Annotated in this window: 20 protein-coding genes and 1 pseudogene; 15 read left to right on the top strand and 6 right to left on the bottom strand. The window is 63.6% G+C overall.

Translation table 11 applies throughout. The features are described 5' to 3' along the window. The first annotated feature begins 15 nt into the window (after positions 1–15). Together HHL25_RS10920 and HHL25_RS10915 are read left to right on the top strand one after the other, a co-directional pair. Entirely contained in the window at positions 16–1,251 is a 1,236-nt protein-coding gene (locus tag HHL25_RS10920) for a CmpA/NrtA family ABC transporter substrate-binding protein (RefSeq protein WP_169590256.1), read from the top strand. A gap of 412 nt (positions 1,252–1,663) precedes the next feature. Next, positions 1,664–2,815 (top strand): Mrp/NBP35 family ATP-binding protein, encoded by a 1,152-nt coding sequence (locus tag HHL25_RS10915; RefSeq protein ID WP_169590254.1) that lies wholly within the window; start codon positions 1,664–1,666, stop codon positions 2,813–2,815. Between the two features lie 75 nt (positions 2,816–2,890). Here HHL25_RS10915 and HHL25_RS10910 read toward each other — a convergent pair whose 3' ends face one another. After that, positions 2,891–3,367, bottom strand: coding sequence for an Hsp20/alpha crystallin family protein (locus HHL25_RS10910; RefSeq protein WP_169590251.1), 477 nt, complete (start codon positions 3,365–3,367; stop codon positions 2,891–2,893). 237 nt (positions 3,368–3,604) lie between these two features. Here HHL25_RS10910 and HHL25_RS10905 point away from each other — a divergent pair, with 237 nt between their 5' ends. The 8 genes from HHL25_RS10905 (at position 3,605) to HHL25_RS10870 (ending at position 10,811) form a co-directional block, all read left to right on the top strand. Next, on the top strand, positions 3,605–4,582 hold the full coding sequence (locus HHL25_RS10905; protein WP_169590249.1) for a magnesium transporter CorA family protein: 978 nt from the start codon (positions 3,605–3,607) through the stop codon (positions 4,580–4,582). 16 nt (positions 4,583–4,598) lie between these two features. Next, positions 4,599–6,500 (top strand): potassium transporter Kup, encoded by a 1,902-nt coding sequence (locus HHL25_RS10900; protein ID WP_169590247.1) that lies wholly within the window; start codon positions 4,599–4,601, stop codon positions 6,498–6,500. Positions 6,501–6,759: 259 nt separating this feature from the next. Beyond that, positions 6,760–7,830, top strand: coding sequence for a cell wall hydrolase (locus HHL25_RS10895; protein WP_169590244.1), 1,071 nt, complete (start codon positions 6,760–6,762; stop codon positions 7,828–7,830). A 270-nt stretch (positions 7,831–8,100) separates the two neighbouring features. After that, positions 8,101–8,463 (top strand): AtpZ/AtpI family protein, encoded by a 363-nt coding sequence (locus HHL25_RS10890; protein WP_169590242.1) that lies wholly within the window; start codon positions 8,101–8,103, stop codon positions 8,461–8,463. A gap of 68 nt (positions 8,464–8,531) precedes the next feature. Continuing rightward, on the top strand, positions 8,532–9,284 hold the full coding sequence (locus tag HHL25_RS10885) for a F0F1 ATP synthase subunit A (protein WP_169590239.1): 753 nt from the start codon (positions 8,532–8,534) through the stop codon (positions 9,282–9,284). A gap of 70 nt (positions 9,285–9,354) precedes the next feature. Beyond that, positions 9,355–9,582, top strand: a complete 228-nt coding sequence (locus tag HHL25_RS10880) for a F0F1 ATP synthase subunit C (RefSeq protein WP_046796018.1) — start codon at positions 9,355–9,357, stop codon at positions 9,580–9,582. Positions 9,583–9,662: 80 nt separating this feature from the next. Continuing rightward, positions 9,663–10,322, top strand: a complete 660-nt coding sequence (locus HHL25_RS10875) for a F0F1 ATP synthase subunit B (protein ID WP_169590237.1) — start codon at positions 9,663–9,665, stop codon at positions 10,320–10,322. Positions 10,323–10,325: 3 nt separating this feature from the next. Further along, positions 10,326–10,811: a F0F1 ATP synthase subunit B gene (locus tag HHL25_RS10870; RefSeq protein ID WP_169590235.1), complete on the top strand. Its 486-nt coding sequence runs from the start codon at positions 10,326–10,328 to the stop codon at positions 10,809–10,811. 198 nt (positions 10,812–11,009) lie between these two features. Here HHL25_RS10870 and HHL25_RS10865 read toward each other — a convergent pair whose 3' ends face one another. Together HHL25_RS10865 and HHL25_RS10860 are read right to left on the bottom strand one after the other, a co-directional pair. Continuing rightward, positions 11,010–11,675, bottom strand: coding sequence for a ribonuclease HII (locus tag HHL25_RS10865; RefSeq protein WP_169590233.1), 666 nt, complete (start codon positions 11,673–11,675; stop codon positions 11,010–11,012). A 244-nt stretch (positions 11,676–11,919) separates the two neighbouring features. After that, complete coding sequence (locus HHL25_RS10860) at positions 11,920–13,077, bottom strand: PA0069 family radical SAM protein (RefSeq protein WP_169590230.1); 1,158 nt, start codon at positions 13,075–13,077, stop codon at positions 11,920–11,922. Between the two features lie 129 nt (positions 13,078–13,206). Between HHL25_RS10860 and HHL25_RS10855 the strand changes: the two genes are divergently transcribed. Next, positions 13,207–13,728, top strand: a complete 522-nt coding sequence (locus HHL25_RS10855) for a glycosyltransferase family 2 protein (RefSeq protein ID WP_169590228.1) — start codon at positions 13,207–13,209, stop codon at positions 13,726–13,728. Positions 13,729–13,771: 43 nt separating this feature from the next. Here HHL25_RS10855 and HHL25_RS10850 read toward each other — a convergent pair whose 3' ends face one another. The 3 genes and pseudogenes from HHL25_RS10850 to HHL25_RS10840 all read right to left on the bottom strand — a co-directional run bounded on the left by HHL25_RS10850 (position 13,772) and on the right by HHL25_RS10840 (position 17,817). Next, positions 13,772–14,665 (bottom strand): 4-(cytidine 5'-diphospho)-2-C-methyl-D-erythritol kinase, encoded by an 894-nt coding sequence (locus HHL25_RS10850; protein ID WP_169590226.1) that lies wholly within the window; start codon positions 14,663–14,665, stop codon positions 13,772–13,774. A 223-nt stretch (positions 14,666–14,888) separates the two neighbouring features. Further along, positions 14,889–16,676: pseudogene (locus HHL25_RS10845) on the bottom strand (tetratricopeptide repeat protein); the annotation flags it as partial. 124 nt (positions 16,677–16,800) lie between these two features. Beyond that, on the bottom strand, positions 16,801–17,817 hold the full coding sequence (locus HHL25_RS10840; RefSeq protein WP_169590221.1) for a polyprenyl synthetase family protein: 1,017 nt from the start codon (positions 17,815–17,817) through the stop codon (positions 16,801–16,803). 107 nt (positions 17,818–17,924) lie between these two features. Between HHL25_RS10840 and HHL25_RS10835 the strand changes: the two genes are divergently transcribed. The 4 genes from HHL25_RS10835 (at position 17,925) to HHL25_RS10820 (ending at position 20,108) form a co-directional block, all read left to right on the top strand. Then, a complete protein-coding gene (locus tag HHL25_RS10835) occupies positions 17,925–18,155 on the top strand; it encodes a putative signal transducing protein (protein ID WP_169590219.1) in 231 nt (76 codons plus the stop codon). A 2-nt stretch (positions 18,156–18,157) separates the two neighbouring features. Further along, positions 18,158–18,949 carry a tRNA1(Val) (adenine(37)-N6)-methyltransferase gene (locus HHL25_RS10830; RefSeq protein ID WP_315853060.1) on the top strand — a complete coding sequence of 264 codons (792 nt, stop codon included), beginning with the start codon at positions 18,158–18,160 and terminating at the stop codon, positions 18,947–18,949. An 82-nt stretch (positions 18,950–19,031) separates the two neighbouring features. Next, complete coding sequence (locus tag HHL25_RS10825) at positions 19,032–19,898, top strand: S49 family peptidase (protein WP_169590217.1); 867 nt, start codon at positions 19,032–19,034, stop codon at positions 19,896–19,898. 18 nt (positions 19,899–19,916) lie between these two features. Then, positions 19,917–20,108 carry a hypothetical protein gene (locus HHL25_RS10820; protein WP_169590215.1) on the top strand — a complete coding sequence of 64 codons (192 nt, stop codon included), beginning with the start codon at positions 19,917–19,919 and terminating at the stop codon, positions 20,106–20,108. Positions 20,109–20,135 lie beyond the last annotated feature (27 nt).

Here is a 20,135-nt window from a genome sequence, read left to right as displayed (position 1 = left end):
CGCGACCGCCGTCGGATGCCGAACCGACCGCAGATCACCCTCGGCTTCCTTCCGCTGCTCGACAGCGCCATCCTGGTGGTCGCGGTTGAAAGAGGCTTCGCCAGCGACGAGAACCTCGATCTGAGATTGGTGCGCGAGACATCGTGGACGCAGGTGCGCGACCGCGTCCTCATGGGCCAGTTCGCCGGCGCGCAGATGCCCGGCCCGCTGCTCATAGGATCCAATCTTGGACTTGCGCCGCTCGCCGTGCCGATGGTTGCGCCGATGGCGCTCGGGCTCGGCGGCAACGCGATCGTCATCGCAGGCCCCATCCACGACGAGATGAAGGAAGTCGGCCTTTCCGACGACCTCGACCCGGCACAAGCGGGAGCAGCGCTTGCCGCGGTCGTGCGTCGGCGGCGAGCGATCGGATCGCCGAGGCTGCGCCTCGCCGTCGGCCACCGTCTCTCCGGCGCCAATCTTGCCTTGCGTTACTGGCTGGCTGCCAGCGGCATCCACCCGATCGGCGATGTCGAGACCATTTCCGGTGAACCGGCACCAGTGCCGGTCGCGCTGTCAAACGGTATGATCGACGGCTGCTGCGTCGGCGAGCCATGGGCGAGCCTCGCTGTGGAACGCGGGCAGGCCTGCATCGTTTCCACGACCTCGGCGATATGGCGGTCCGGCCCGGACAAGGTTCTGGGCTTGTCGGAACCTTGGGTCGAGGCCAATCCCCTTCTGCTGCAGGCCCTGCTGCGCGCGCTCTACAGGGCCGCGCAATGGTGCGCCAATCCCGCCAACATCGAGGAACTGGCCGGCGTACTCGCCGCCCGGCAATATCTCGACGTGCGGGGGGAATTGCTGCTGCCGGGCCTGACCGGCATCTTGGGTGTCGAAGCGGGCCGCGTGGTGACCACGACCGATTTCGTCCAGTTCGAGAAGAAAGCCGCGACCTTTCCTTGGCAGAGCCACGCCCTGTGGTTCTACAGCCAGATGGTGCGCTGGGGCGATTGCGCCCACCATCCGCTCCATGTGGCGATCGCCCGCGACAGCTACCGCCCCGATCTCTATCGCCAGGCCCTGAAGCCTGTCTTCGCGCCGATGCCGGGCGCCAACCTCAAGGTTGAGGGCGCCTTGCCGGAAGCCCGTGACGTCGGGGCCGCCAATGGCCGGATGGTCCTCGGGCCGGACGGTTTCTTCGATCGCGGCCTCTTCGATCCGGATCGTCTCGATGACTACATTGCCGGGCAGTCTCCAACCTCCATTGCCTGATTTTTGCGCGCCGCCTGCTGCGCCGCACAAAACGAAGGCAGGGAGAATGAGCGTCGAAAAGCATCCGGAACGGCCTGTTTTGCCTTAAGTCTTTGAAAATAAACGATGATTCTCTGTGGTTCGCAAGTTGGCACGGTTTCTGCATTTCAATGACAAGTCCAGAGGGGACGCTGCCAGCACCCGCCAAGGGTGCGACAAAGGCAAGCCGCCGCTGCTGACGTCCGCCACTCCGGACGTCGCGGCCGGCGGCTTTCCTTTTTTGTCGACCGGATTCTCACGCAGTCCACCCCCCGGGCGATTTGGTCGCAACCCACGACCGTATCCGCCGAGCTTTTCGGGTTGGCGAAGCCTGCCGTGTCCACTATCTAGACTCCGACGCCCCGGTTTTGGGGTCGCATCGCGAGAGGGTGGTATGAGCGCAGTCACGAAAGAGCAGGTTATGGAGACCCTGAGGGCCATTCGCGGCCCGGATCTCGAGGGCGACATCGTCAGCCTCGGTCTCGTCTCCGACGTCTTCATTTCGGACAGCAAGGTCTATTTTTCGATCACCGTGCCCTCCGATCGCGCCGATGCTCTCGAGCCGCTGAGGCAGGCCGCCGAACGGGCGGTCAAGGCCGTGCCGGGCGTGAAGGGTGCGCTCGTCAGCCTGACGGCGGAACGCAAGGCGGGTTCCACGCCGCCGCCCCGGCCGCAGGCGTCTGCGCCTGCCCATTCCCATGGCCACAGCCACGCGCCCGCACCGAGCGGGTCCCGGCCGGGTAAGCAGACCATTCCGGGAATTGGCGCGATCATTGCCGTGGCCTCGGGCAAGGGCGGCGTCGGCAAGTCGACCACCGCCGTCAATCTCGCTCTCGCCATGAAGGCCAACGGTCTGAAGGTCGGTATCCTGGACGCCGACGTCTATGGCCCGTCTATGCCGCGCCTGCTCGGCATCAGCGGCCGTCCGCAGCAGATCGAGAACCGCATCATCGTGCCGATGGAAAACTACGGCATCAAGGCGATGTCGATGGGCTTCCTCGTCGATGAGGGAACCGCCATGATCTGGCGTGGCCCGATGGTCCAGTCGGCATTGATGCAGATGCTGCGTGAAGTCGCCTGGGGCGCTCTCGACGTTCTGGTGGTCGACATGCCGCCAGGCACCGGTGATGCCCAACTCACCATGGCCCAGCAGGTTCCGCTCTCGGGTGCAGTCATTGTCTCGACCCCGCAGGATCTCGCGCTCATCGATGCGCGCAAGGGCCTCAACATGTTCAACAAGGTCGAGGTGCCGGTGTTGGGCATTGTCGAGAACATGAGCTACTTCATCGCGCCCGACACCGGCAAGCGCTATGACATCTTCGGTCACGGTGGCGCGCGAGCCGAGGCGGAAACGATCGGAGTACCCTTCCTCGGCGAAGTTCCGCTGACGATCGCTATTCGCGAGACCTCCGACGCCGGCACGCCGGTTGTCGTCTCCGATCCGGAGGGGCCGCAGGCGCTGGTCTATCGTGACATCGCCACCAAGGTCTGGAAGGAAGTACAAGCCCGCGCCGGTCGCGCTGCGCCGTCGATCGTCTTCGAATAGGGTCCGGGAAAGTAACCGCCACCTGGAAAATCGACCGCCGCCCCCAGGCGGATAGGGGCGGCGGGATTGCGCGATCTATTGTTGTTTTTCGATCGCGATCTTGCGCTCGACAGGAGCCGTTCCCGGCTTCTTCGGCATGGTGACCGTCAGCACGCCCTTGTCGAACTTCGCGGCGACGGCCGCTTCATCGACGCTGGACGGCAGGCGCATGGACCGCTGGAAGCTGCCATAGCGCCGCTCGACGACGTGATAATTGTCCTTGTCGTCCTTCTTCTCCATCTTCTTCTCGCCCTTCAGGGTGAGAACGCCGTTGTGGATCGAAAGGTCGACATCCTCCTCGGAAATGCCTGGCAGTTCCGCGGTAAGCGTGATTGCACTCTCATTTTCGGCGACGTCGATCGACGGCGCCATGAATTTTTCGCCCTCTGCCTCACCCGGCAAGCCCCGCTTGCCGAAGAAGCTTTCGAGCGCCTTATCCATCTCCTTGCGCAGATCGGCAAAGGGATTGTCAGACCAAAGACTCGGAAGAAAATTGGACGACTTGTCGTTCATTGCATCCTCCATCGGTTCCCAGCCCCGACGGCTGGAATAGTATGACGCGAAGGCAGCGTCGCTTTGATCCAGATCAAGCGGACGACGACCGGAAGCGGGCCTTTTTTGGGCTGGGAGTCGGGTCTGCTCTGCCCGAGTCTTTCGCTGCTGCGAAATGCTGCTTGCTTTTTTTTCTGAAGAGGTGTTTGTCTCGCGCGCCGAAACGGACCCTGAGGGCGCTATGAAAGTGTCTGCAACTTGATCAGAGCCTACCACCTGGATGGAAGGGCCGAGATCATCAATGCCGCCGAGCCGCGACAGGCGCTCGAGGCCGATAGCCTGTGGCTTGACCTCATCAATCCGGACCTTGCCGAGGAAGCCCTCGTCGAGAAGCTTTTTGGAATCCCTCTGCCGACCCGCGAAGACCTCAAGGACATCGAACCTTCCAGCCGTCTTTATGTCGAAGATGGTGGCGTTTATATGACCGGGTCGCTGGTCTGGAAGGCTGAAAGCGACCTGCCGGAAATCACCGACGTCGCCTTCATCCTGGCCGGCCATCGCCTGGTGACCATTCGTTATGCCGAACCGCGCGCCTTTGCCCTGTTCAGCGCCGCGCTCTTGCGGATGCCGGGCAAGTACCGCACCGGTGCGGAACTTCTCGCGCGACTTCTGGAGACGATCGTCGATCGCACGGCCGAGGTGCTCGAAGCCGGCGTCGCCCGCATCGATGAGCTTTCGGCGACAGTCTTCGTGGATCGCAAGGCGGCCAAGCGCCGCCCGCCCCGCTTCCTCGAAGACAAGTTGCTCGACATCGCCGCCCATCACCGGCTGGTCAGCAAGGCGCGCGACAGCCTCGTTTCTCTGTCCCGCATGGTTGCCTTCCTGCGCTCCCTGCCGAAGGTTCGCGAGGACCGTGAGGCGGAGGAGCTCTGCGGCATTGTCGCCCACGATATCCAGTCGCTCTCCGAGCACGCTGCCTTCGTCTCGAACAACATCACTTTCCTGCTCGACGCCTCGCTGGGCCTCATCAATGTCGAGCAGAATGCTATCATCAAGATCTTCTCGATCGCTTCCGTGGTCTTCCTGCCGCCGACCCTGGTCGCCTCGATCTACGGGATGAACTTCCACTTCATGCCCGAGTTGGAATGGACCTTCGGATATGGCTTCGCGTTGGTCGCGATGCTGCTGTCCGCCGTCATTCCGTTCCTGTTCTTCCGCTGGAAAGGCTGGCTCTGACGAGCCTGTGATCCCCATGACCCAAGAAACCTGCGAGACTCCGGAGACTAAGAAGAGTGTGCACGGCCTTTTCGGCCTGGCACTCGGCTCGGTCGGCGTCGTCTACGGAGATATCGGCACGAGCCCGCTTTACGCCTTTCGCGAGGCTCTGAAGCCGATCGCCGACGGCGGCATCATGCGTGAAGAGGTGATCGGCCTCATCTCGCTGATCATCTGGACGCTGACGATCATTGTCACGCTGAAATACGTGCTGTTTCTGCTGCGCGCCGACAACGAAGGCGAGGGGGGCACGCTGTCGCTGCTCGCACTCCTGTCCAAGAATGTCGGCGGTCATGGCGCTGTATTGATGATCCTCGGTCTGGTCGGGGCGGCGCTCTTCCTCGGCGACTCGATGATCACGCCGGCCCTCTCGGTGCTTTCGGCCGTCGAAGGCCTCAAGCTGGTGACGCCGCAGTTCGATGGCTACATCGTGCCCATTTCCGTAGTGATCCTGATCGCGCTGTTTGCCGTGCAGTCCCGCGGAACGGGTGCGGTTGCCAAATTCTTCGGACCGATCACCGCGATCTGGTTCGTCGTCATGGCACTCGGCGGCATCGTGCACATCTCCGAGGATTTCGGCATCCTGGCCGCCTTCAATCCCTGGCATGCCGTGCAGTTCCTGATGCGCGAGGGCTTCCTCGGCATTGTCGTGCTCGGTGCCGTCTTTCTGACGGTGACCGGTGCGGAAGCCCTCTACGCCGACCTTGGCCATTTCGGCCGCAAGCCGATCCAGTGGGCCTGGTTCGTGCTCGTCTTCCCGGCCCTGGTGCTGAACTATCTCGGCCAGGGCGCCATGGTGCTCAACCATCCTGAAGCCGCGTCGGATCCGTTCTTCCTCATGTTCCCGGAATGGGCGCTGCTGCCGGTGGTTATCCTGGCGACCTTCGCCACCATCATCGCCAGCCAGGCGGTCATCACCGGTGCCTTTTCGCTCGTGCGCCAGGCGATCCATCTCGGCTTCTTGCCGCGCATGCAGATCCTCTTCACGTCGGAAAAGCACACCGGCCAGATCTACCTGCCGTCGGTCAATACCCTGTTGCTGCTTGGCGTCCTGGCGCTCGTCATGCTCTTCCAGAGCTCGGAAGCGCTCGCCACCGCCTATGGTATCTCGGTCACCGGCGCCATGGTGGTCACGACGATCATGGCCTTCCGTTTCGTCCGCACCCGCTGGAAGTGGTCGGCGACGACGGCGCTCGTGCTGCTCCTGCCTCTCTTCGCACTGGAACTGGTCTTCCTCGGCGCCAACATGCTCAAGGTGCATGACGGCGGCTATGTGCCGGTCCTGTTCGCAGGCGGCTTCACCATCGTCATGTGGACCTGGCGCCGCGGCACGGCCATCCTGTTCGCCAAGACCCGCCATGCCGACGTACCGCTGCTGCCCTTCATCACCTCTGTCGAGAAGAAGAGCGACCACGCTCCGGCCGCGGTCGTGGGGACGGCGATCTTCCTCACCAGCGACCCGGAAACCGCGCCCGCGGCTCTGCTGCACAATCTGAAGCACAACCACGTCCTGCACGAGCGCAACATCATCCTGACCATCAAGACGGTGAACCGCCCGCGCGCCACGGCGGAAGAGCGCTTCGTGGTGGAGACGCTGTCCGAGCGGTTCAGCCGGGTGGAAATCCGCTTCGGCTTCATGGAAACGCAGAACGTGTCGAAGGCGCTTGCCAACCTGCGCCGCGGCGGGCTGAAGTTCGACATCATGTCGACCTCCTTCTATCTCGGCCGCCGCAAGCTCGTGCCGGATGCGAAATCGGGCATGCCTTACTGGCAGGACCGGCTCTACATCAGCCTCGCCAATGCTGCGGCCGATCCGTCCGACTATTTCCGTCTGCCGGCAAACCGCGTGGTGGAGCTGGGATCGCACGTCATCATCTGACGCCTGCGTCCGCTCACGAAGAGTTGAGAAAGCCGCCGCCTTCCGGCGGCTTTTTTGCGCGTGCCGTTCCGATCCGAAGTCTGCTCATTAACCAAGCATCAAGGTTAATGGACGATATTTCTCTAATGTAACCGTGGTCAGGTATGGAGTACCGGTTTTGCGTTCGAGAAGTCGTCTGCTAAAAAGGTCCGCCTCGTTTTTCGAGCGTTGGGGGTCCCCGCTGGTCTTTGGCCTGGCTTCCTGGCTTGCCTTTCCGTCCATGGCCGCCCAGGCTGATCTTGCCGGCCTGATCGCCGGCCTCGACCGTGGCACGAGCAACTGGCGCATGGTGCTGACCGCATCGCCGGCCGGCTCGCTCCATCAGGCCGAACTCGCCTTCTCTTCCGACGAAGCCTCCGCCGCCCTCAACAAGGACAGTGGCATCCTTTTGCCGGACGGCCGCAAGATCGCTTTCGACGGTGGCAAGGCCGAGACCAATCCCTTGCCGGACGAGGATCGCGTGACCCGTGGCCAGAAGAAGGGCAGGGTGGTCGCCGTCGAGCAGATGCTGCCGCCGAGGGCATTCACGGCCGGGTCGATCCTCCAGCGCACCTCGTCTCTGATGGATCCGAAGAAGGTGCCCGACGAGCTGACCGCCTTCACCCGCGCCAAGGCGAAGCCGGTCGAACTGGCGAGCTTCTATTTCAAGAAGTCGGAACCCGCGCCGGATGTCGGTGTCCCGGCCTTGCTCGCCTCGCTCGTCACCAACCGTGACGCGGATGTGCTGGCGACCGCCTATGCGCCGGCCGAACCTGATTTTTCCCGTGTCTCGCCCTTCGATGCGATTCTCTCGACGAAGCCCGAGACCGGCCGATTCTCACCGAAGATCGGCCCGGACGATCATGCTTGGGCCGCGTCCGTCCTGCCGCCATCCGTGTTTTCCGCCCGAGAACAGCAATGCCTCGCCTCCGGCATCTACTTCGAGGCGCGTGGCGAATCGGTGAAGGGCCAGGCGGCCGTCGCCCAGGTCATTCTCAATCGCGTACGCAATCCGGCCTATCCTGACACCATCTGTGGCGTCGTCTACCAGAACGAGGATTGGCGCAACCGCTGCCAGTTTTCCTTTGCCTGCGACAACATCAAGGATCGGGTAAACTCCGAATATCATTGGAAAGTTGCCCGTGAAGTGGCGCTCGCCGTGACGGCGGGCAAGATCTGGCTGAAGGAAGTCGGATCCGCGACCCACTATCATGCGCTTTACGTCCGCCCGGCCTGGGGTCGCACGATGAAGAAGGTCGGCCGCATCGGCCTGCATGTCTTTTACCGGACCTATGGCGGCGGCTGGAGCTGACCACCGTCAAAAAACACCCATCGTTGCGGCCAAGTGACCCGTTTTGCCGGCCGCGTTGCGCAAAGATTCGGTGCTTTCGACTTAAGTCTATGATTTTCCGCGGTTAATTTGTGGTGAAAGTTGGCCCTCCAATGCCTTGACTATGGGGGCGCTCAAAATTATGGTGCGCCCGACTTCAAGACGGGCTGGAAGGGTTCAGATCCTGCCGTATCTACATTGCTGACAGGCCCTACGAGGCTTGGAGAAAAGCAGAGAGGACGGGAGGAAGCCATGACCGGTCACCGTGAGGAAAGTCTGGAAGAGCGTCGCCGACGTCTGTCTGCCAACTTGGCGGACAAGGGCATCGAGGCGAGGGGTGAAGAGGCCGCCGAGCAGCGCGCCGAGCAAAGCCGCAAGGGCTATGCTCAGGCCATGAAGCTCTCGAGCGAATTCATCTCCGCCATCGTCGTCGGTGCGATCCTGGGCTATCTTATCGACCGTTTTGTCGGCACGGCACCGTGGGGCATGATCGTCTTCCTGCTGCTCGGGTTCTGTGCCGGTGTTTTGAATGTGCTTCGCTCTGCGGGCATGGTTGCGGCGCCCCATCCGGCTGACCGCGACACGGGAACAAAGAATGAGCGCGACGCCGGCTGAAAGGCCGCGAAGCGCAAGACAGGCAGACCTCCGCCCGCGGGCGGGCAAAAAGCGAAAGAGACCACACGGTGTCAAACGATCCGACTCATCAGTTCCTGATCCAGAAGATTGTTCCGATTGAGGTCGGCGGGATTGATTTTTCGTTCACCAATGCCTCTCTGTTCATGGTTGCGACCGTCGCCTGCGCCTCGGCCTTCCTCTATTTCTCGACCTCGAGCCGCGGTCTGATCCCGACCCGCGCCCAGTCGGTCGCCGAAATGTCCTATGAATTCATCGCCTCGATGCTGCGCGAAGGCGCCGGCAGCCACGGCATGAAATTCTTCCCCATGGTCTTCTCGCTGTTCATGTTCGTGTTGACCGCGAACCTGCTCGGCATGGTTCCTTACTTCTTCACGATCACCAGCCAGATCATCGTCACCTTCGCGCTGGCGCTGTTCGTCATCGGCACCGTGCTGGTTTACGGCTTCTACAAGCATGGCTTCCACTTCCTGCAGATCTTCGTGCCGAGCGGTGTTCCCGGTGCGCTTCTGCCGCTGGTCGTCATGATCGAAATCATCTCGTTCCTGTCGCGTCCGATCTCGCTGTCGGTTCGTCTGTTCGCAAACATGCTGGCAGGACACATCACGCTCAAGGTTTTCGCAGGCTTCGTCGCCTCGCTGGGCGCGCTCGGCGCGGTCGGCATCGGCGGCGCGATCCTGCCGCTCATCATGACCGTCGCCCTGACCGGTCTCGAGTTCCTCGTCGCCTTCCTGCAGGCTTACGTCTTCGCGGTACTGACTTGCATGTACCTCAACGACGCAATACACCCGGGCGGGCACTAAGGATAACCGACATCGGCGCCAGTCCGGCGCCTGTCATTCGCCGCAACAACCATCTCGAAGGAGTTCATTCATGGAAGCGGAAGCAGCAAAGTTCATCGGCGCAGGTTTGGCTTGCTTTGGCATGGCCGGCACGGCTCTCGGCCTCGGCAACATCTTCGGCAACTACCTGTCGGGCGCCCTGCGCAACCCGTCTGCCGCTGACAGCCAGTTCGGCCGTCTGGTATTCGGCTTCGCCGTTACGGAAGCTCTGGGCATCTTCTCGCTGCTCATCGCTCTCCTCCTCCTGTTCGCCGTCTAATACCGGCCGGGTTTTGGGGTCACGGCTCGCCACCGGGCGGCCGTGATCCTTCGCATTTGAGAATACACCTGGAGGTGAGCATGTTCGTGACCCCCGCCTATGCCGAGGAAACCCCGGCTTCGGGCCAGACCCCCGCGGCAGCGGCTCCTGCAGAGGGCCAGGTCCATACGGAAGAAGCCCCCGCACAGGGCGAAGTCCATACGGAAACCGGCGTTGCCCACGACGCAGGGCATGGTGGTGGCGTTTTCCCGCCATTCGACCAGTCGACCTATGCATCGCAGCTTCTCTGGCTGGTGCTCACGTTCGGCCTTTTCTACATCCTCATGCAGAAGGTCATCGTTCCGCGCGTTGGCGGCATCCTGGAAAACCGGCATGACCGGATCGCCCAGGATCTCGACGAAGCCGGCCGGCTGAAGTCGGAGGCCGATGCGGCCATCGAGACCTACGAGCGCGAGCTCAGCGCTGCCAAGGCCAAGGCCGGGCAGATCGCCACGACCGCCCGTGACAATGCCAAGGCAAAGGCAGATGCCGAGCGCGCCGCCGTCGAAGCGGAACTCGCCGGCAAGGTTGCCGCAGCCGAGGCCCGCATCGCCGACATCAAGGCCAAGGCCTTTGCTGAAGTCGATACCATCGCCGTCGACACCGTCGGTTCGATCGTCGAGCAGCTGATCGGGACCAAGGCGACCGCAGCCGACATCAAGGCAGCCGTCAGCGGCGTAGCCGGCAAGCAGGGAGCTTGATCCATGCATTTCGACGCAACATTCTTCGCTTTCGTCGGCCTGGTCCTGTTCCTGGCCCTGGTCGTCTATCTCAAGGTTCCGGGCATGGTGGCGAAGTCGCTCGACGCCCGCGCCGACAAGATCCGTGACGAGCTGGCCGAAGCCAAGCGCCTGCGCGAAGAGGCCCAGCACCTGCTGGCCGAATACCAGCGCAAGCGCAAGGAAGCTGAAGCCGAAGCTGCAGGCATCGTTGCCGCGGCCGAACGCGAAGCTGCCGCACTGACGGCGGAAGCCAAGCAGAAGACCGAAGAGTTCGTGGCGCGCCGCAATGCGCTCTCCGAACAGAAGATCAAGCAGGCTGAGGCCGACGCCGTGAACGCCGTGCGCTCTGCAGCCGTCGATCTCGCGATCGCCGCCGCAGAGGCCGTGCTCGCCAAGAAGACTGACGCAGCCGTGCAGGACAAGCTCTTCAAGGGCTCTGTCGGTGAGGTCAAGGCCCGCCTCAACTGAGGTTTTCGGATCGATCTGAATTATGAGAAAGCCCGGCTGCGACCGGGCTTTTTCTTTACCCGCTCGACGGCTCTCGGCCCTCTTCTTGGAGGTCGGCGGAGGCGGCGTTTGTTCGTGACTAGCGGCACCCGGTCTGCCGGGCTTTGGGCAAGAGATCGTGGCGCATGGCGATGGTTGGAGCGGGCGTCAGGCCCTGCCTCAATCGGCGGCGTCGTCCATCCGTAGCGGCCTGAAGCTCATGCGGTGCAGCAAGCAGGGGCCATGGACGGCGATCGCGCTGCGATGACGCTCGGTTCCGTAGCCGGCATGGATCTCGAAACCATAGGCGGGATGAACGAGACCGGCGCGCGCCATCATGCGGTCGCGCATCACCTTGGCGACGATCGAAGCCGCGGCGATCGACAGCGACCGGGAGTCACCTTTTACCAGTGCCTGCGCGCTCACTGTCAGGCTTGGCGGCACATCGCGTCCGTCGACCAGCACGTGGCGCGGCGCGACAGCGAGACCGGCAACCGCGCGCCGCATGGCGTCGAGGCTCGCCTTGCGGATGTCGCGCCGATCGATATGGCGCGGCGAGGATGATGCGATCGAGACGATCGACGTTTCAAGGATAGAGTCGAACAGGCGTTCGCGCTGGGAGGCGGACAGCTTCTTCGAATCGTTGAGCCCCGGCGGGGTATTCATCGGGTCGAGGATGACCGCGGCCGCAACCACCGGCCCGGCCAGCGGCCCGCGTCCGGCCTCGTCCGTCCCCGCAACCGGAAAAAGCCCGCGTCGCTCGGCCAGTTGCTCGAACTCGAAGCTCGGCCCGGCGGAAAGGTCGGCAAACAGATCGGGAGAATCGGGTGGCGTGCGAGATTTCATGCGGCAGAAATCGCACGCGCACCCGATCTCCTGCAAGTCCCCGGCATCGGCGGCCGGCAGGGGAGACGACCGCCGAGGCGGCAGCCGGGGACTTGTATTCCGGCGCGAGGCGGCGGGCCGCACCGGAAATTTCACAAAATGACGGGACGCAACCCGGAAGCCCGTTCGCGACCCTGTCCGTTGAGAGCGGGCCTGCCCGGCGCCTCAGAACAGCACCGGCCCAGGCAAGGCCTGGAAGGACATCTCAGAGCAGCGACAGCTGCACGCCGCTGCCATCCGGCGGAACGAACAGGTCGTCCCTCAGATGCATGCTGCGGCGAACCATGCCGAGCCGCTTCGTCGCCATCTCGAATCGGCGGCTGATCTGCCAGGCATAGGGGCCGGCGCCCTTCATGCGCTTGCCGAATTCCGCGTCGTAATCCTTGCCGCCGCGCATCGAGCGTACCAGCGACATCACGTGGCGATAGCGATCCGGATAGTTCTGCAGCAGCCAGTCGCGGAACAGCGGGCTGACCTCGTAAGGGAGACGCAGCAGCACGTAACCGGCCTCGTTCGCCCCGGCAGCCTTGGCCGAATCCAGAACCCGCTCGATCTCGTGGTCGTTGAGCGCCGGAATGACCGGCGCCATCAGTACGCCGGTCGGAACGCCGGCCTCGGATAGCGCCCGGATCGCCTCCAGCCGCTTCGTCGGCGTGGCCGCCCGCGGCTCCATCGTGCGTGCGAGCTTACGGTCGAGCGTGGTCACCGAGATGGCCACCTTTGCAAGCCCGCGCGACGCCATCGAGGACAGGATGTCGAGGTCGCGCAGGATGAGTGCCGACTTGGTGACGATCGCCACCGGATGGTTGGCCTTGTTCAGCACTTCGAGGATCTGGCGCATGATGCGCCATTCCCGCTCGATCGGCTGATAGGGATCGGTATTGGTGCCGATCGCGATGGTGCGCGGCTTATAGCCGGGCTTGGCCAGTTCCCGTTCGAGAAGCCGCGGTGCGTCGGGCTTGGCGAAAAGCTTCGCTTCGAAGTCGAGACCCGCCGAAAGCCCCATATAGCTATGGGTCGGGCGGGCGAAGCAGTAGATGCAGCCATGCTCGCAGCCCCGATAGGGATTGATCGAACGGTCGAAGGGAATGTCGGGCGACTCATTGCGGGTGATGACGCTGCGCGGCCGTTCCACCTGTACCTCGGTGCGGAAGGGCGGCATGTCCTCCAGTGTCGACCAGCCGTCGTCGAGCGCGACCCGATCCTGCGTCTCGAAGCGCCCGGACGGGTTCATGCCGGCGGCCCGGCCGCGGCGGCGATCCACCTCGATCCGCAGCCCGGAAGAGGCGACCAGTGCGTCGGCAATATCTGCCGTATTGGCAGGCTGGAAGGCAGCCTGCGCCACATGGGACAGCTCGTTCATGTTTGCTCCTCGCAGGGCGATCGCCCCGTCTCGATGATTAAATTCCTACCGCGGAAATGAGAACAATGCAAGAACAAAATGAGCGAACAGCCTGTGGCAATCGTTTGTGCGATGCGATAAAGATAGTGAATGTTGACAGTTATCCTCGAGTGCCGCGATCAGGAGGCGGAACTTGCCCAGACGCTTTCGGTGCTCGTCGCCGGGGCGGTCGAGGGGCTGGTGAGCGACGTGGTCGTGCTCGATCACGGCTCTCGCGACGGCTCGTCGCGGGTGGCCGATGCTGCCGGCTGCCGCTTTCATGTGCAGTGGGATCTGAAGGATGTCCTGCGGTCTGTGCGCGGCGAGTGGGTGCTGCTGGTCGAAGCCGGCGCGCGGCCGCTGCATGGCTGGATCGACGAGGTCGGCGAATATGTCGCCCTCAACAAGACGCCCGCCCGATTTTCTCCGTCCCGTCACCATCGCCGCCCGTTCTACCAGCGGATCGTGCGGCGCCTGCCGCCGCTGGAATGCGGTCTTCTCCTGCCCAAGCGTCAGGCGATCGCCTTGGCCAAGTCGGGCATGGCGCTTGGCCAACTCGCCGCCGGACAGAAACCGGCCCGTCTCGCCAGCGAGATCCTTCCGGCCTGGGTTTCCCGCCGGGGCGGGGCCTGAAGGTCCCGGTGTTCCGTTCAGTCCCTGACCTTCGCGGTCGCGGTCAATGCGTTCCGTTCGTTTCCGTCGCGGCAAAATACCAGTCGGGCCGCATCCGGCAGAGTTCGGCCTGCGCGGACGCCGCCGTTTTCCGGTTTTCATAGACACCGAAACAGGTTGCGCCCGATCCGGACATCCTGACCAGGCGTGCCCCGGTCGACCGCAGCATGTCGGCCAGCGCGCCGATCTCCGGCAGAAGCGCGCGGGCGGGGCCCTCGAGATCGTTGCGCTGCGCGGCGAGAAAGGCGATCCAGTCTTCGGTCGATCCCGAGGTCGGCGGCTCCCCGATCGGTGCATTGTCCTTGGTCGCAAGGCGTCGAAAAATGTCCGGCGTCGATATGCCCTTCAGGGGATTGCCCAGGACCAGATGGAAGCGCGGCATCGACCGAAGCACGTCGATCTGTTCGCCGATCCCGCGGGCGCGCAAGGGGCGGCCCTCAAAGCACATCGGCACATCGGCCCCGAGTTTCAGGGCAATCGGCCCAAGCGTGTCGGCGTTGAGCGTCGCGCCCCAGAACCGCATGAGCCCGCGCAGGGTCGCCGCAGCGTCCGCCGAGCCGCCACCGATCCCGGATGCGACCGGCAGGTTCTTTTCGAGTTCGATCGCGACGGGGGGCGCGGGCTGCCCGTGCGTGGCAAGTGTAGCCCGAAGCAGGTCGCGCGCCTTGAGCACGAGATTGCCGTCCTGCCCCGCCGCCTCCGCGGAAAGTTGCGGACCAAACCGGCCGGAAAGCCCGAAGGCGTCTTCGTCCGCAGGCGAAAAGCGCAGGAGGTCGCCTTCGCCGGCAAAAGCCACGATGCTGTCGAGAAGGTGATAGCCGTCGGCGCGCTGACCAGTCACGTGCAGCGCCAGATTGATCTTGGCCGGCGCTGCCTCGCTCGTCGCAATGCCTGTCATGGCCTCAATTGCCGGCCTTCGGCATCTTGATCGTCTGGCCGGGATAGATCCGGTTCGGATTGCGCTTCAGATCCGGATTGGCGTTGATCAGGTCGAGGAAGCGATGCCCGTCGCCGAATGATTCTGTGGCAATGCCCCAGAGCGAATCGCCTGCCTTGACGGTGTAGCTGTCGGTCGCGGCCTGCGTCGCCTGGCTCTTCTGCGCGTCGGCCATGGCCCCAGTCTGTGTGCCTTCGGCGCCCTTGGCGGCGACTTCCGGCGTCGCTTCCGGCAGCCCGTCGCGGATCTTCGCTTCGATCTTCGGAATTTCCGGCAGCTCGGGCTTGGAAATCAGCGCCCGCTTCCACTGGTAGGTCGCTTCCAGCTTGCGGCCGACGCGCCAGTAGGCGTCGCCCAGGTGGTCGTTGATGGTCGCGTCGCCGGCCTTGAGTTCGATCGCGCGTTCCAGCTCGGTCACCGCGTCGTTGAACCGGCCGAGGCGGAAATAGGCCCAGCCGAGGGAGTCGACGATATAGCCGTCATCCGGCCGGAGCTCGACCGCCTTGCGGATCATGTTGAGGCCTTCGTCCAGGTTACGGTTCATGTCGACCCAGGAATAGCCGAGATAGTTCAGCACCTGCGGCTGATCCGGATTGAGCTCCAGCGCCTTGCGGAAACTCGGCTCTGCCTCGTCCCACTTCTTCAGGCGTTCATAGGCGATGCCGCGCTGGAAGAAGATCGACCAGTGCGCCTTGGCCGGTTGCGGGCCGATGATCTCGATCGCCTTGTCGTAATTGGCGGCCATTGCCGCATAGTCCTTGGCGTCGGACAGCACGCTGCCATAGGCGAGGTAGCTGCGGATGTCGTTGGGATCGGATTCGATCAGCGACTTCAGGTGGGCCCGCGCCTCGTCCACCTTACCGGTCAGTGCGAGGGTAAGGCCGAGCTGCAGCTCGGAAATGCGCCGCATCGGCGAGGACGCCGGCACCTGCTTGTAGAAGTTGATCGCCCGTTCCGGCTGCTGGGCATTCTCCGCGATGCTGCCGAGCAGCACCAGCGTGTCGGCGCTGTTCTTGTCCAGCGCATGGGCGAACTGCAGGTAGAGCATGACGGTGTCTTCGGCGCCGTCGCGGTTCAGGGCGCCGCCGATCGAGAACAGCACTCCGGCTGCTCCTTCCGAGGCATTCTTCGCCAGCGGCTCGATCTTGTCACCGGCATTGATGCGGTCCCTGAGCGCCTTGAACGGCGCAAAATTGTTGATCATCTCGTCGCCGGCGGAGATCGCGTCGAGCGCCTTCTGCTTGTTGCCCTGCTGGGCCTCCAGCGTGGCGAGCGACATGACGGCGCGGGTGAATGTATCCGGCGCGGTTGCGCCGCCGGAACGATCGGTCACCGCCTCGTTGAAATGGCGCCGTGCCGCGTCGGCGTCGCCAATCAGCGCGGCGATCGCGCCGGCATTGTAGTTCTGGAAGATGCCGTACCACGCCGGGCCCTTGAGGCCTTCGACGAGCGCCAGCGCTTCCTTGCCCTGGCCGGCCCCGACCTTCGCCCAGGCGATCAGCAGCTGGTTCATCAGCCGGTCGAGATCGTTCGGCCCCTCATAGGTCAGCGCCTTTTCAGCCGCCGGGTATTCGCCCTTGCGAATGGCTTCGAGAGCGCGGGCGACCGACGTCACGCGCTCCACGGCCTGGTCGCTCTTCAGCTCTTCGGCGAGCGCCACGCCCTCTTCGAAGTCGCCGTTCATGAACAGCGCGATCATCAGCCGTTCCTGGATATCCAGCTCGTTCGGCGAAAAGCCCAGCGCCTTCTTGTAGAGCGCAATGGCGTTCGCATAGTCGCGGTCTGCATCGGCGGTGCGGGCGGCCAGGAAGGCGCCGGAAAACGTGTCGACGCTTGCCGGATCGAACTTCTCCTCTGCCGCGGGCTTCGCCTCGGTCGCCGTTTGCGCGGAAAGCGGCCCGGTGGAGAGTACGCCGGCCAGAAGCGCGAGACCCGTACCGGCAAGCAGACGGATGGCAAAACGTTGCCGCATGAAGAAGCCTTTCAAGAACTGATGACGTGCCGCGACGGGCCGTTGATACCCCAGGATGCGGGATGATTCCTGCACAGAATGGCTTTTTTGAAGCAACCCGGCAAGGCGACCACCCCGCGGCCGGTCAGTTGACGCGGGCGATGCAGAAGTCGATCACATCCATCAGCGCCGACTTCCATTCCGTTTCCGGCAGCGGCGCCAGCGCATCGCGGGCGATCGTGCCGTAATGCAGCGCGCGGGCGATCGTATCGTTCAGTGCGCCGTATTTGGTGATCAGGCCGAGCGCCTTTTCGAGGCGGGCGTCGTCGTTTTCACCCTTCTCGATCGCTTCGCGCCAGAACTCGCGCTCTTCCTTGGTGCCGCGCCGGTAGGCGAGGATGACCGGAAGCGTGATCTTGCCCTCGCGGAAGTCGTCACCGACATTCTTGCCGAGGTCGGCTGCCTTGCCGCCATAGTCGAGTGCATCGTCGACCAGCTGGAAGGCGAGGCCGAGATTCATGCCGTAGGACTTGAGCGCATTGCGGCCGGCCTTGTCGGCGCCGGCGATGATCGGGCCGACTTCGGCTGCAGCCGCAAACAGCGCAGCCGTCTTGGCCCGGATCACGGACAGATAGTCGTCCTCGGTGGTTTCCATGTTCTTGGCGACGGACAGCTGCAGGACCTCGCCTTCGGCGATGATCGATGCCGCTGCCGACAGCACGTCGAGCGCTTCGAGCGAGCCGACCTCGACCATCATGCGGAAGGCCTGGCCGAGCAGGAAGTCGCCGACGAGAACGCTCGCCTGGTTGCCCCAGATCATCCGGGCGGTCGACTTGCCGCGCCTCAGGTCGCTTTCGTCGACGACGTCGTCATGCAGCAGCGTCGCCGTGTGCATGAACTCGACGCTGGTCGAAAGCTTGACGTCACCATCGCCCTGGTAGTTGAACATCGCCGCCGATGCGAGCGTCAGCATCGGACGCAGGCGCTTGCCGCCGGAAGAGATCAGATGGTTCGCCACTTCGGGGATCATCTGCACGTCGGAGCCGGCCTTCGACAGGATGAGCTGGTTCACCCGCTCCATACCGGCTTTCGTCAGGTCCACAAGCGGCTTGATGGATGCCTGTTTGTTTTTGCTTTCCTCAAGCGGTATGACTACGCCCAACGCACCGGACTCCTATTGCATTCTGGGGGCGACAATAAAAAGTGGCAGCATGATGGGCAAGCGCCAATTGTCCGTCGCAAGGCTTTGGCCGAGGTTTTTTGCAGGATATGTACGAGATCATCCGCAGCAATGACGCCGTTCTCCTCTCCTTCGCCGAGAGCCTGATGAAGGATGCCGGAATCTCCTGCATGATCGCCGATCAGGCGATGAGCATCCTGGAAGGCTCGCTCGGCATGCTGCCGCGCCGGCTGCTCGTCGAAGAGGACCGGGCTGACGAGGCCCGGACGATCCTGATCGATGCCGGTCTCGGCGACGAATTGCGCGATCCGAGGGACTGATCGTGCCCGCTTCCGAAACGGTCAGCGAGACCGTCGATGCCTTTCACCGGGGACGTTTCCATCTGGTCCAGCCGAAGGGCAGGGGCCATCGTGCCGGCATGGACGCCATGCTGCTCGCCTCGCTGGTCGATGCGGCAGGGGCCGTGACGGTCGCCGATCTCGGCGCTGGGGCCGGTGCTGCCGGACTTGCGGTCGCCGCCCGGCTGGATACGGCGCGGGTGACCCTCGTCGAACGTTCGCCGGAAATGCTGGTCTTTGCAGAGAGAAGCCTGAAGCTTCCGGAAAACGCCGGCATTTCGGAGCGTGTGACGCTGGTCGAGGCCGATGTCACCCTGACCGGCCGCGCCCGTGTTGCGGCAGGACTTCCCGACGATGCCTTCGATCATGTCATCATGAACCCGCCCTTCAACGACGCCGGTGATCGTCGGACGCCGGATGCCCTGAAGGCCGAGGCCCATGCGATGACCGACGGCCTGTTCGAGAGCTGGATCCGCACCGCCGGCGCCATCATGATCCCCGGCGGACAGCTGTCGCTGATCGCCCGCCCGCAGTCGATCGCCGAGATCATCGACGCCTGTGGCAAGCGCTTCGGCGGCCTGGAAGTCACGCCCGTCTATCCGCGCGCCGGAGAGAATGCGGTACGCATCCTGGTGACGGCGATCAAGGGCTCGAAGGCGCGGCTCAACCTGCGTGCGCCGCTTCTCATGCATGACGATCCGGAGAGCCACCGGTTCTCGCCCTTCGTCGACGACCTCAATAACGGACGTGCCGCCTATTCCCGCAAGGGTCGATGATTTTTGCCGCCCGCCATTGCGTTTGTGGCCTCGCATCTTACATCACGGTGCGACATGAACGACAATGCGAGGTAAGCGATCGATGGCCGGTATGTTGAAGCGTCTAATGCCCAAGCGGTTCCGCAATGACGGCTTGGTCATCCCGGTGGTTCGCCTGCACGGCGCGATCGTGAGCGGCGGCGGCCGTTTCAAGCAGCAATTGAACCTCGCAAGTGTCGCCCCCGCGCTGGAAAAGGCCTTTTCGAAGAAGGATAGCCCGGCCGTCGCCCTTTCGATCAACTCGCCGGGCGGTTCGCCCGTCCAGTCGCGGATGATCTTCGACCGGATCCGGGCGCTTGCCGAGGAAAAGAACAAGCGCGTGCTCGTCTTCGTCGAGGACGTCGCCGCTTCCGGCGGATACATGATCGCCCTTGCCGGCGACGAGATCTATGCCGACGCCACCTCGATCGTCGGTTCGATCGGGGTCGTGTCCGGCGGCTTCGGCTTTCCCGAACTGTTGAAGAAGATCGGCGTCGAGCGCCGCGTCTACACCGCCGGCGAGAACAAGGTCATCCTCGATCCGTTCAAGCCGGAGAAGGAAAGCGACATCGAATACCTGAAGGAGCTCCAGCTGGAGATCCATCAGGTCTTCATCGACATGGTCAAATCCCGCCGCGCCAGCCGCCTCGCCGAAGACCCAGACCTGTTCTCCGGCCTCTTCTGGACGGGTCGCCGCGGCCTCGAGCTCGGTCTTGTCGACAATCTCGGCGGCATGCGCGAAGAGATCAAGAAGCGCTACGGTCGCGATGCGAAGCTGGAACTCGTTAGCGGCGGCAAGGACTTCTTCGGCCGCCGCATGCCGGGCGTCGGCATCGGTGGCGCAGGCCTCGACCAGATCGCCGCATCCGCCGTCTCCGGTCTTGCCGAGACGCTGGAGGAAAAGGCATTGTGGAGTCGCTACGGGCTCTGAAAACGCGCGAGGGGGGACATGTCGCGGATCATCTTTTTCGTCGTTCTGATCGGGGGAGCCTATTTCCTCTACCGCCGCTTCGTGTCCGATGCCGAGAAACTGCAGGCGCGATCGAAGGCGGCCGAGAAGGAACGCCAGACCGGCGCGACCGGCACGCTCGTCAAGGACGAGGAGACCGGCGAATACCGCCTGCGCCGCGAGGAGGAGTGAAACGTCTTGCTGGTGCCGATTTGAGGA

Source organism: Rhizobium terricola, from assembly GCF_012927355.1.
Classification (GTDB): Bacteria; Pseudomonadota; Alphaproteobacteria; order Rhizobiales; family Rhizobiaceae; genus Allorhizobium; species Allorhizobium terricola.
The sequence above is the reverse complement of the archived record's forward strand: the minus strand, read 5'-3'. Positions and strand labels throughout refer to the sequence as shown.

Bases quoted from the DNA above. Each gene is read 5' to 3' on its own strand.
- HHL25_RS10920 (WP_169590256.1), top strand. From the start codon at position 16: ATGCCGAACCGACCGCAGATCACCCTCGGCTTCCTTCCGCTGCTCGAC.
- HHL25_RS10915 (WP_169590254.1), top strand. From the start codon at position 1,664: ATGAGCGCAGTCACGAAAGAGCAGGTTATGGAGACCCTGAGGGCCATT.
- HHL25_RS10910 (WP_169590251.1), bottom strand. From the start codon at position 3,367: ATGAACGACAAGTCGTCCAATTTTCTTCCGAGTCTTTGGTCTGACAAT.
- HHL25_RS10900 (WP_169590247.1), top strand. From the start codon at position 4,599: ATGACCCAAGAAACCTGCGAGACTCCGGAGACTAAGAAGAGTGTGCAC.
- HHL25_RS10895 (WP_169590244.1), top strand. From the start codon at position 6,760: ATGGCCGCCCAGGCTGATCTTGCCGGCCTGATCGCCGGCCTCGACCGT.
- HHL25_RS10890 (WP_169590242.1), top strand. From the start codon at position 8,101: ATGACCGGTCACCGTGAGGAAAGTCTGGAAGAGCGTCGCCGACGTCTG.
- HHL25_RS10880 (WP_046796018.1), top strand. From the start codon at position 9,355: ATGGAAGCGGAAGCAGCAAAGTTCATCGGCGCAGGTTTGGCTTGCTTT.
- HHL25_RS10875 (WP_169590237.1), top strand. From the start codon at position 9,663: ATGTTCGTGACCCCCGCCTATGCCGAGGAAACCCCGGCTTCGGGCCAG.
- HHL25_RS10870 (WP_169590235.1), top strand. From the start codon at position 10,326: ATGCATTTCGACGCAACATTCTTCGCTTTCGTCGGCCTGGTCCTGTTC.
- HHL25_RS10865 (WP_169590233.1), bottom strand. From the start codon at position 11,675: ATGAAATCTCGCACGCCACCCGATTCTCCCGATCTGTTTGCCGACCTT.
- HHL25_RS10860 (WP_169590230.1), bottom strand. From the start codon at position 13,077: ATGAACGAGCTGTCCCATGTGGCGCAGGCTGCCTTCCAGCCTGCCAAT.
- HHL25_RS10855 (WP_169590228.1), top strand. From the start codon at position 13,207: ATGTTGACAGTTATCCTCGAGTGCCGCGATCAGGAGGCGGAACTTGCC.
- HHL25_RS10850 (WP_169590226.1), bottom strand. From the start codon at position 14,665: ATGACAGGCATTGCGACGAGCGAGGCAGCGCCGGCCAAGATCAATCTG.
- HHL25_RS10835 (WP_169590219.1), top strand. From the start codon at position 17,925: ATGTACGAGATCATCCGCAGCAATGACGCCGTTCTCCTCTCCTTCGCC.
- HHL25_RS10825 (WP_169590217.1), top strand. From the start codon at position 19,032: ATGGCCGGTATGTTGAAGCGTCTAATGCCCAAGCGGTTCCGCAATGAC.
- HHL25_RS10820 (WP_169590215.1), top strand. From the start codon at position 19,917: ATGTCGCGGATCATCTTTTTCGTCGTTCTGATCGGGGGAGCCTATTTC.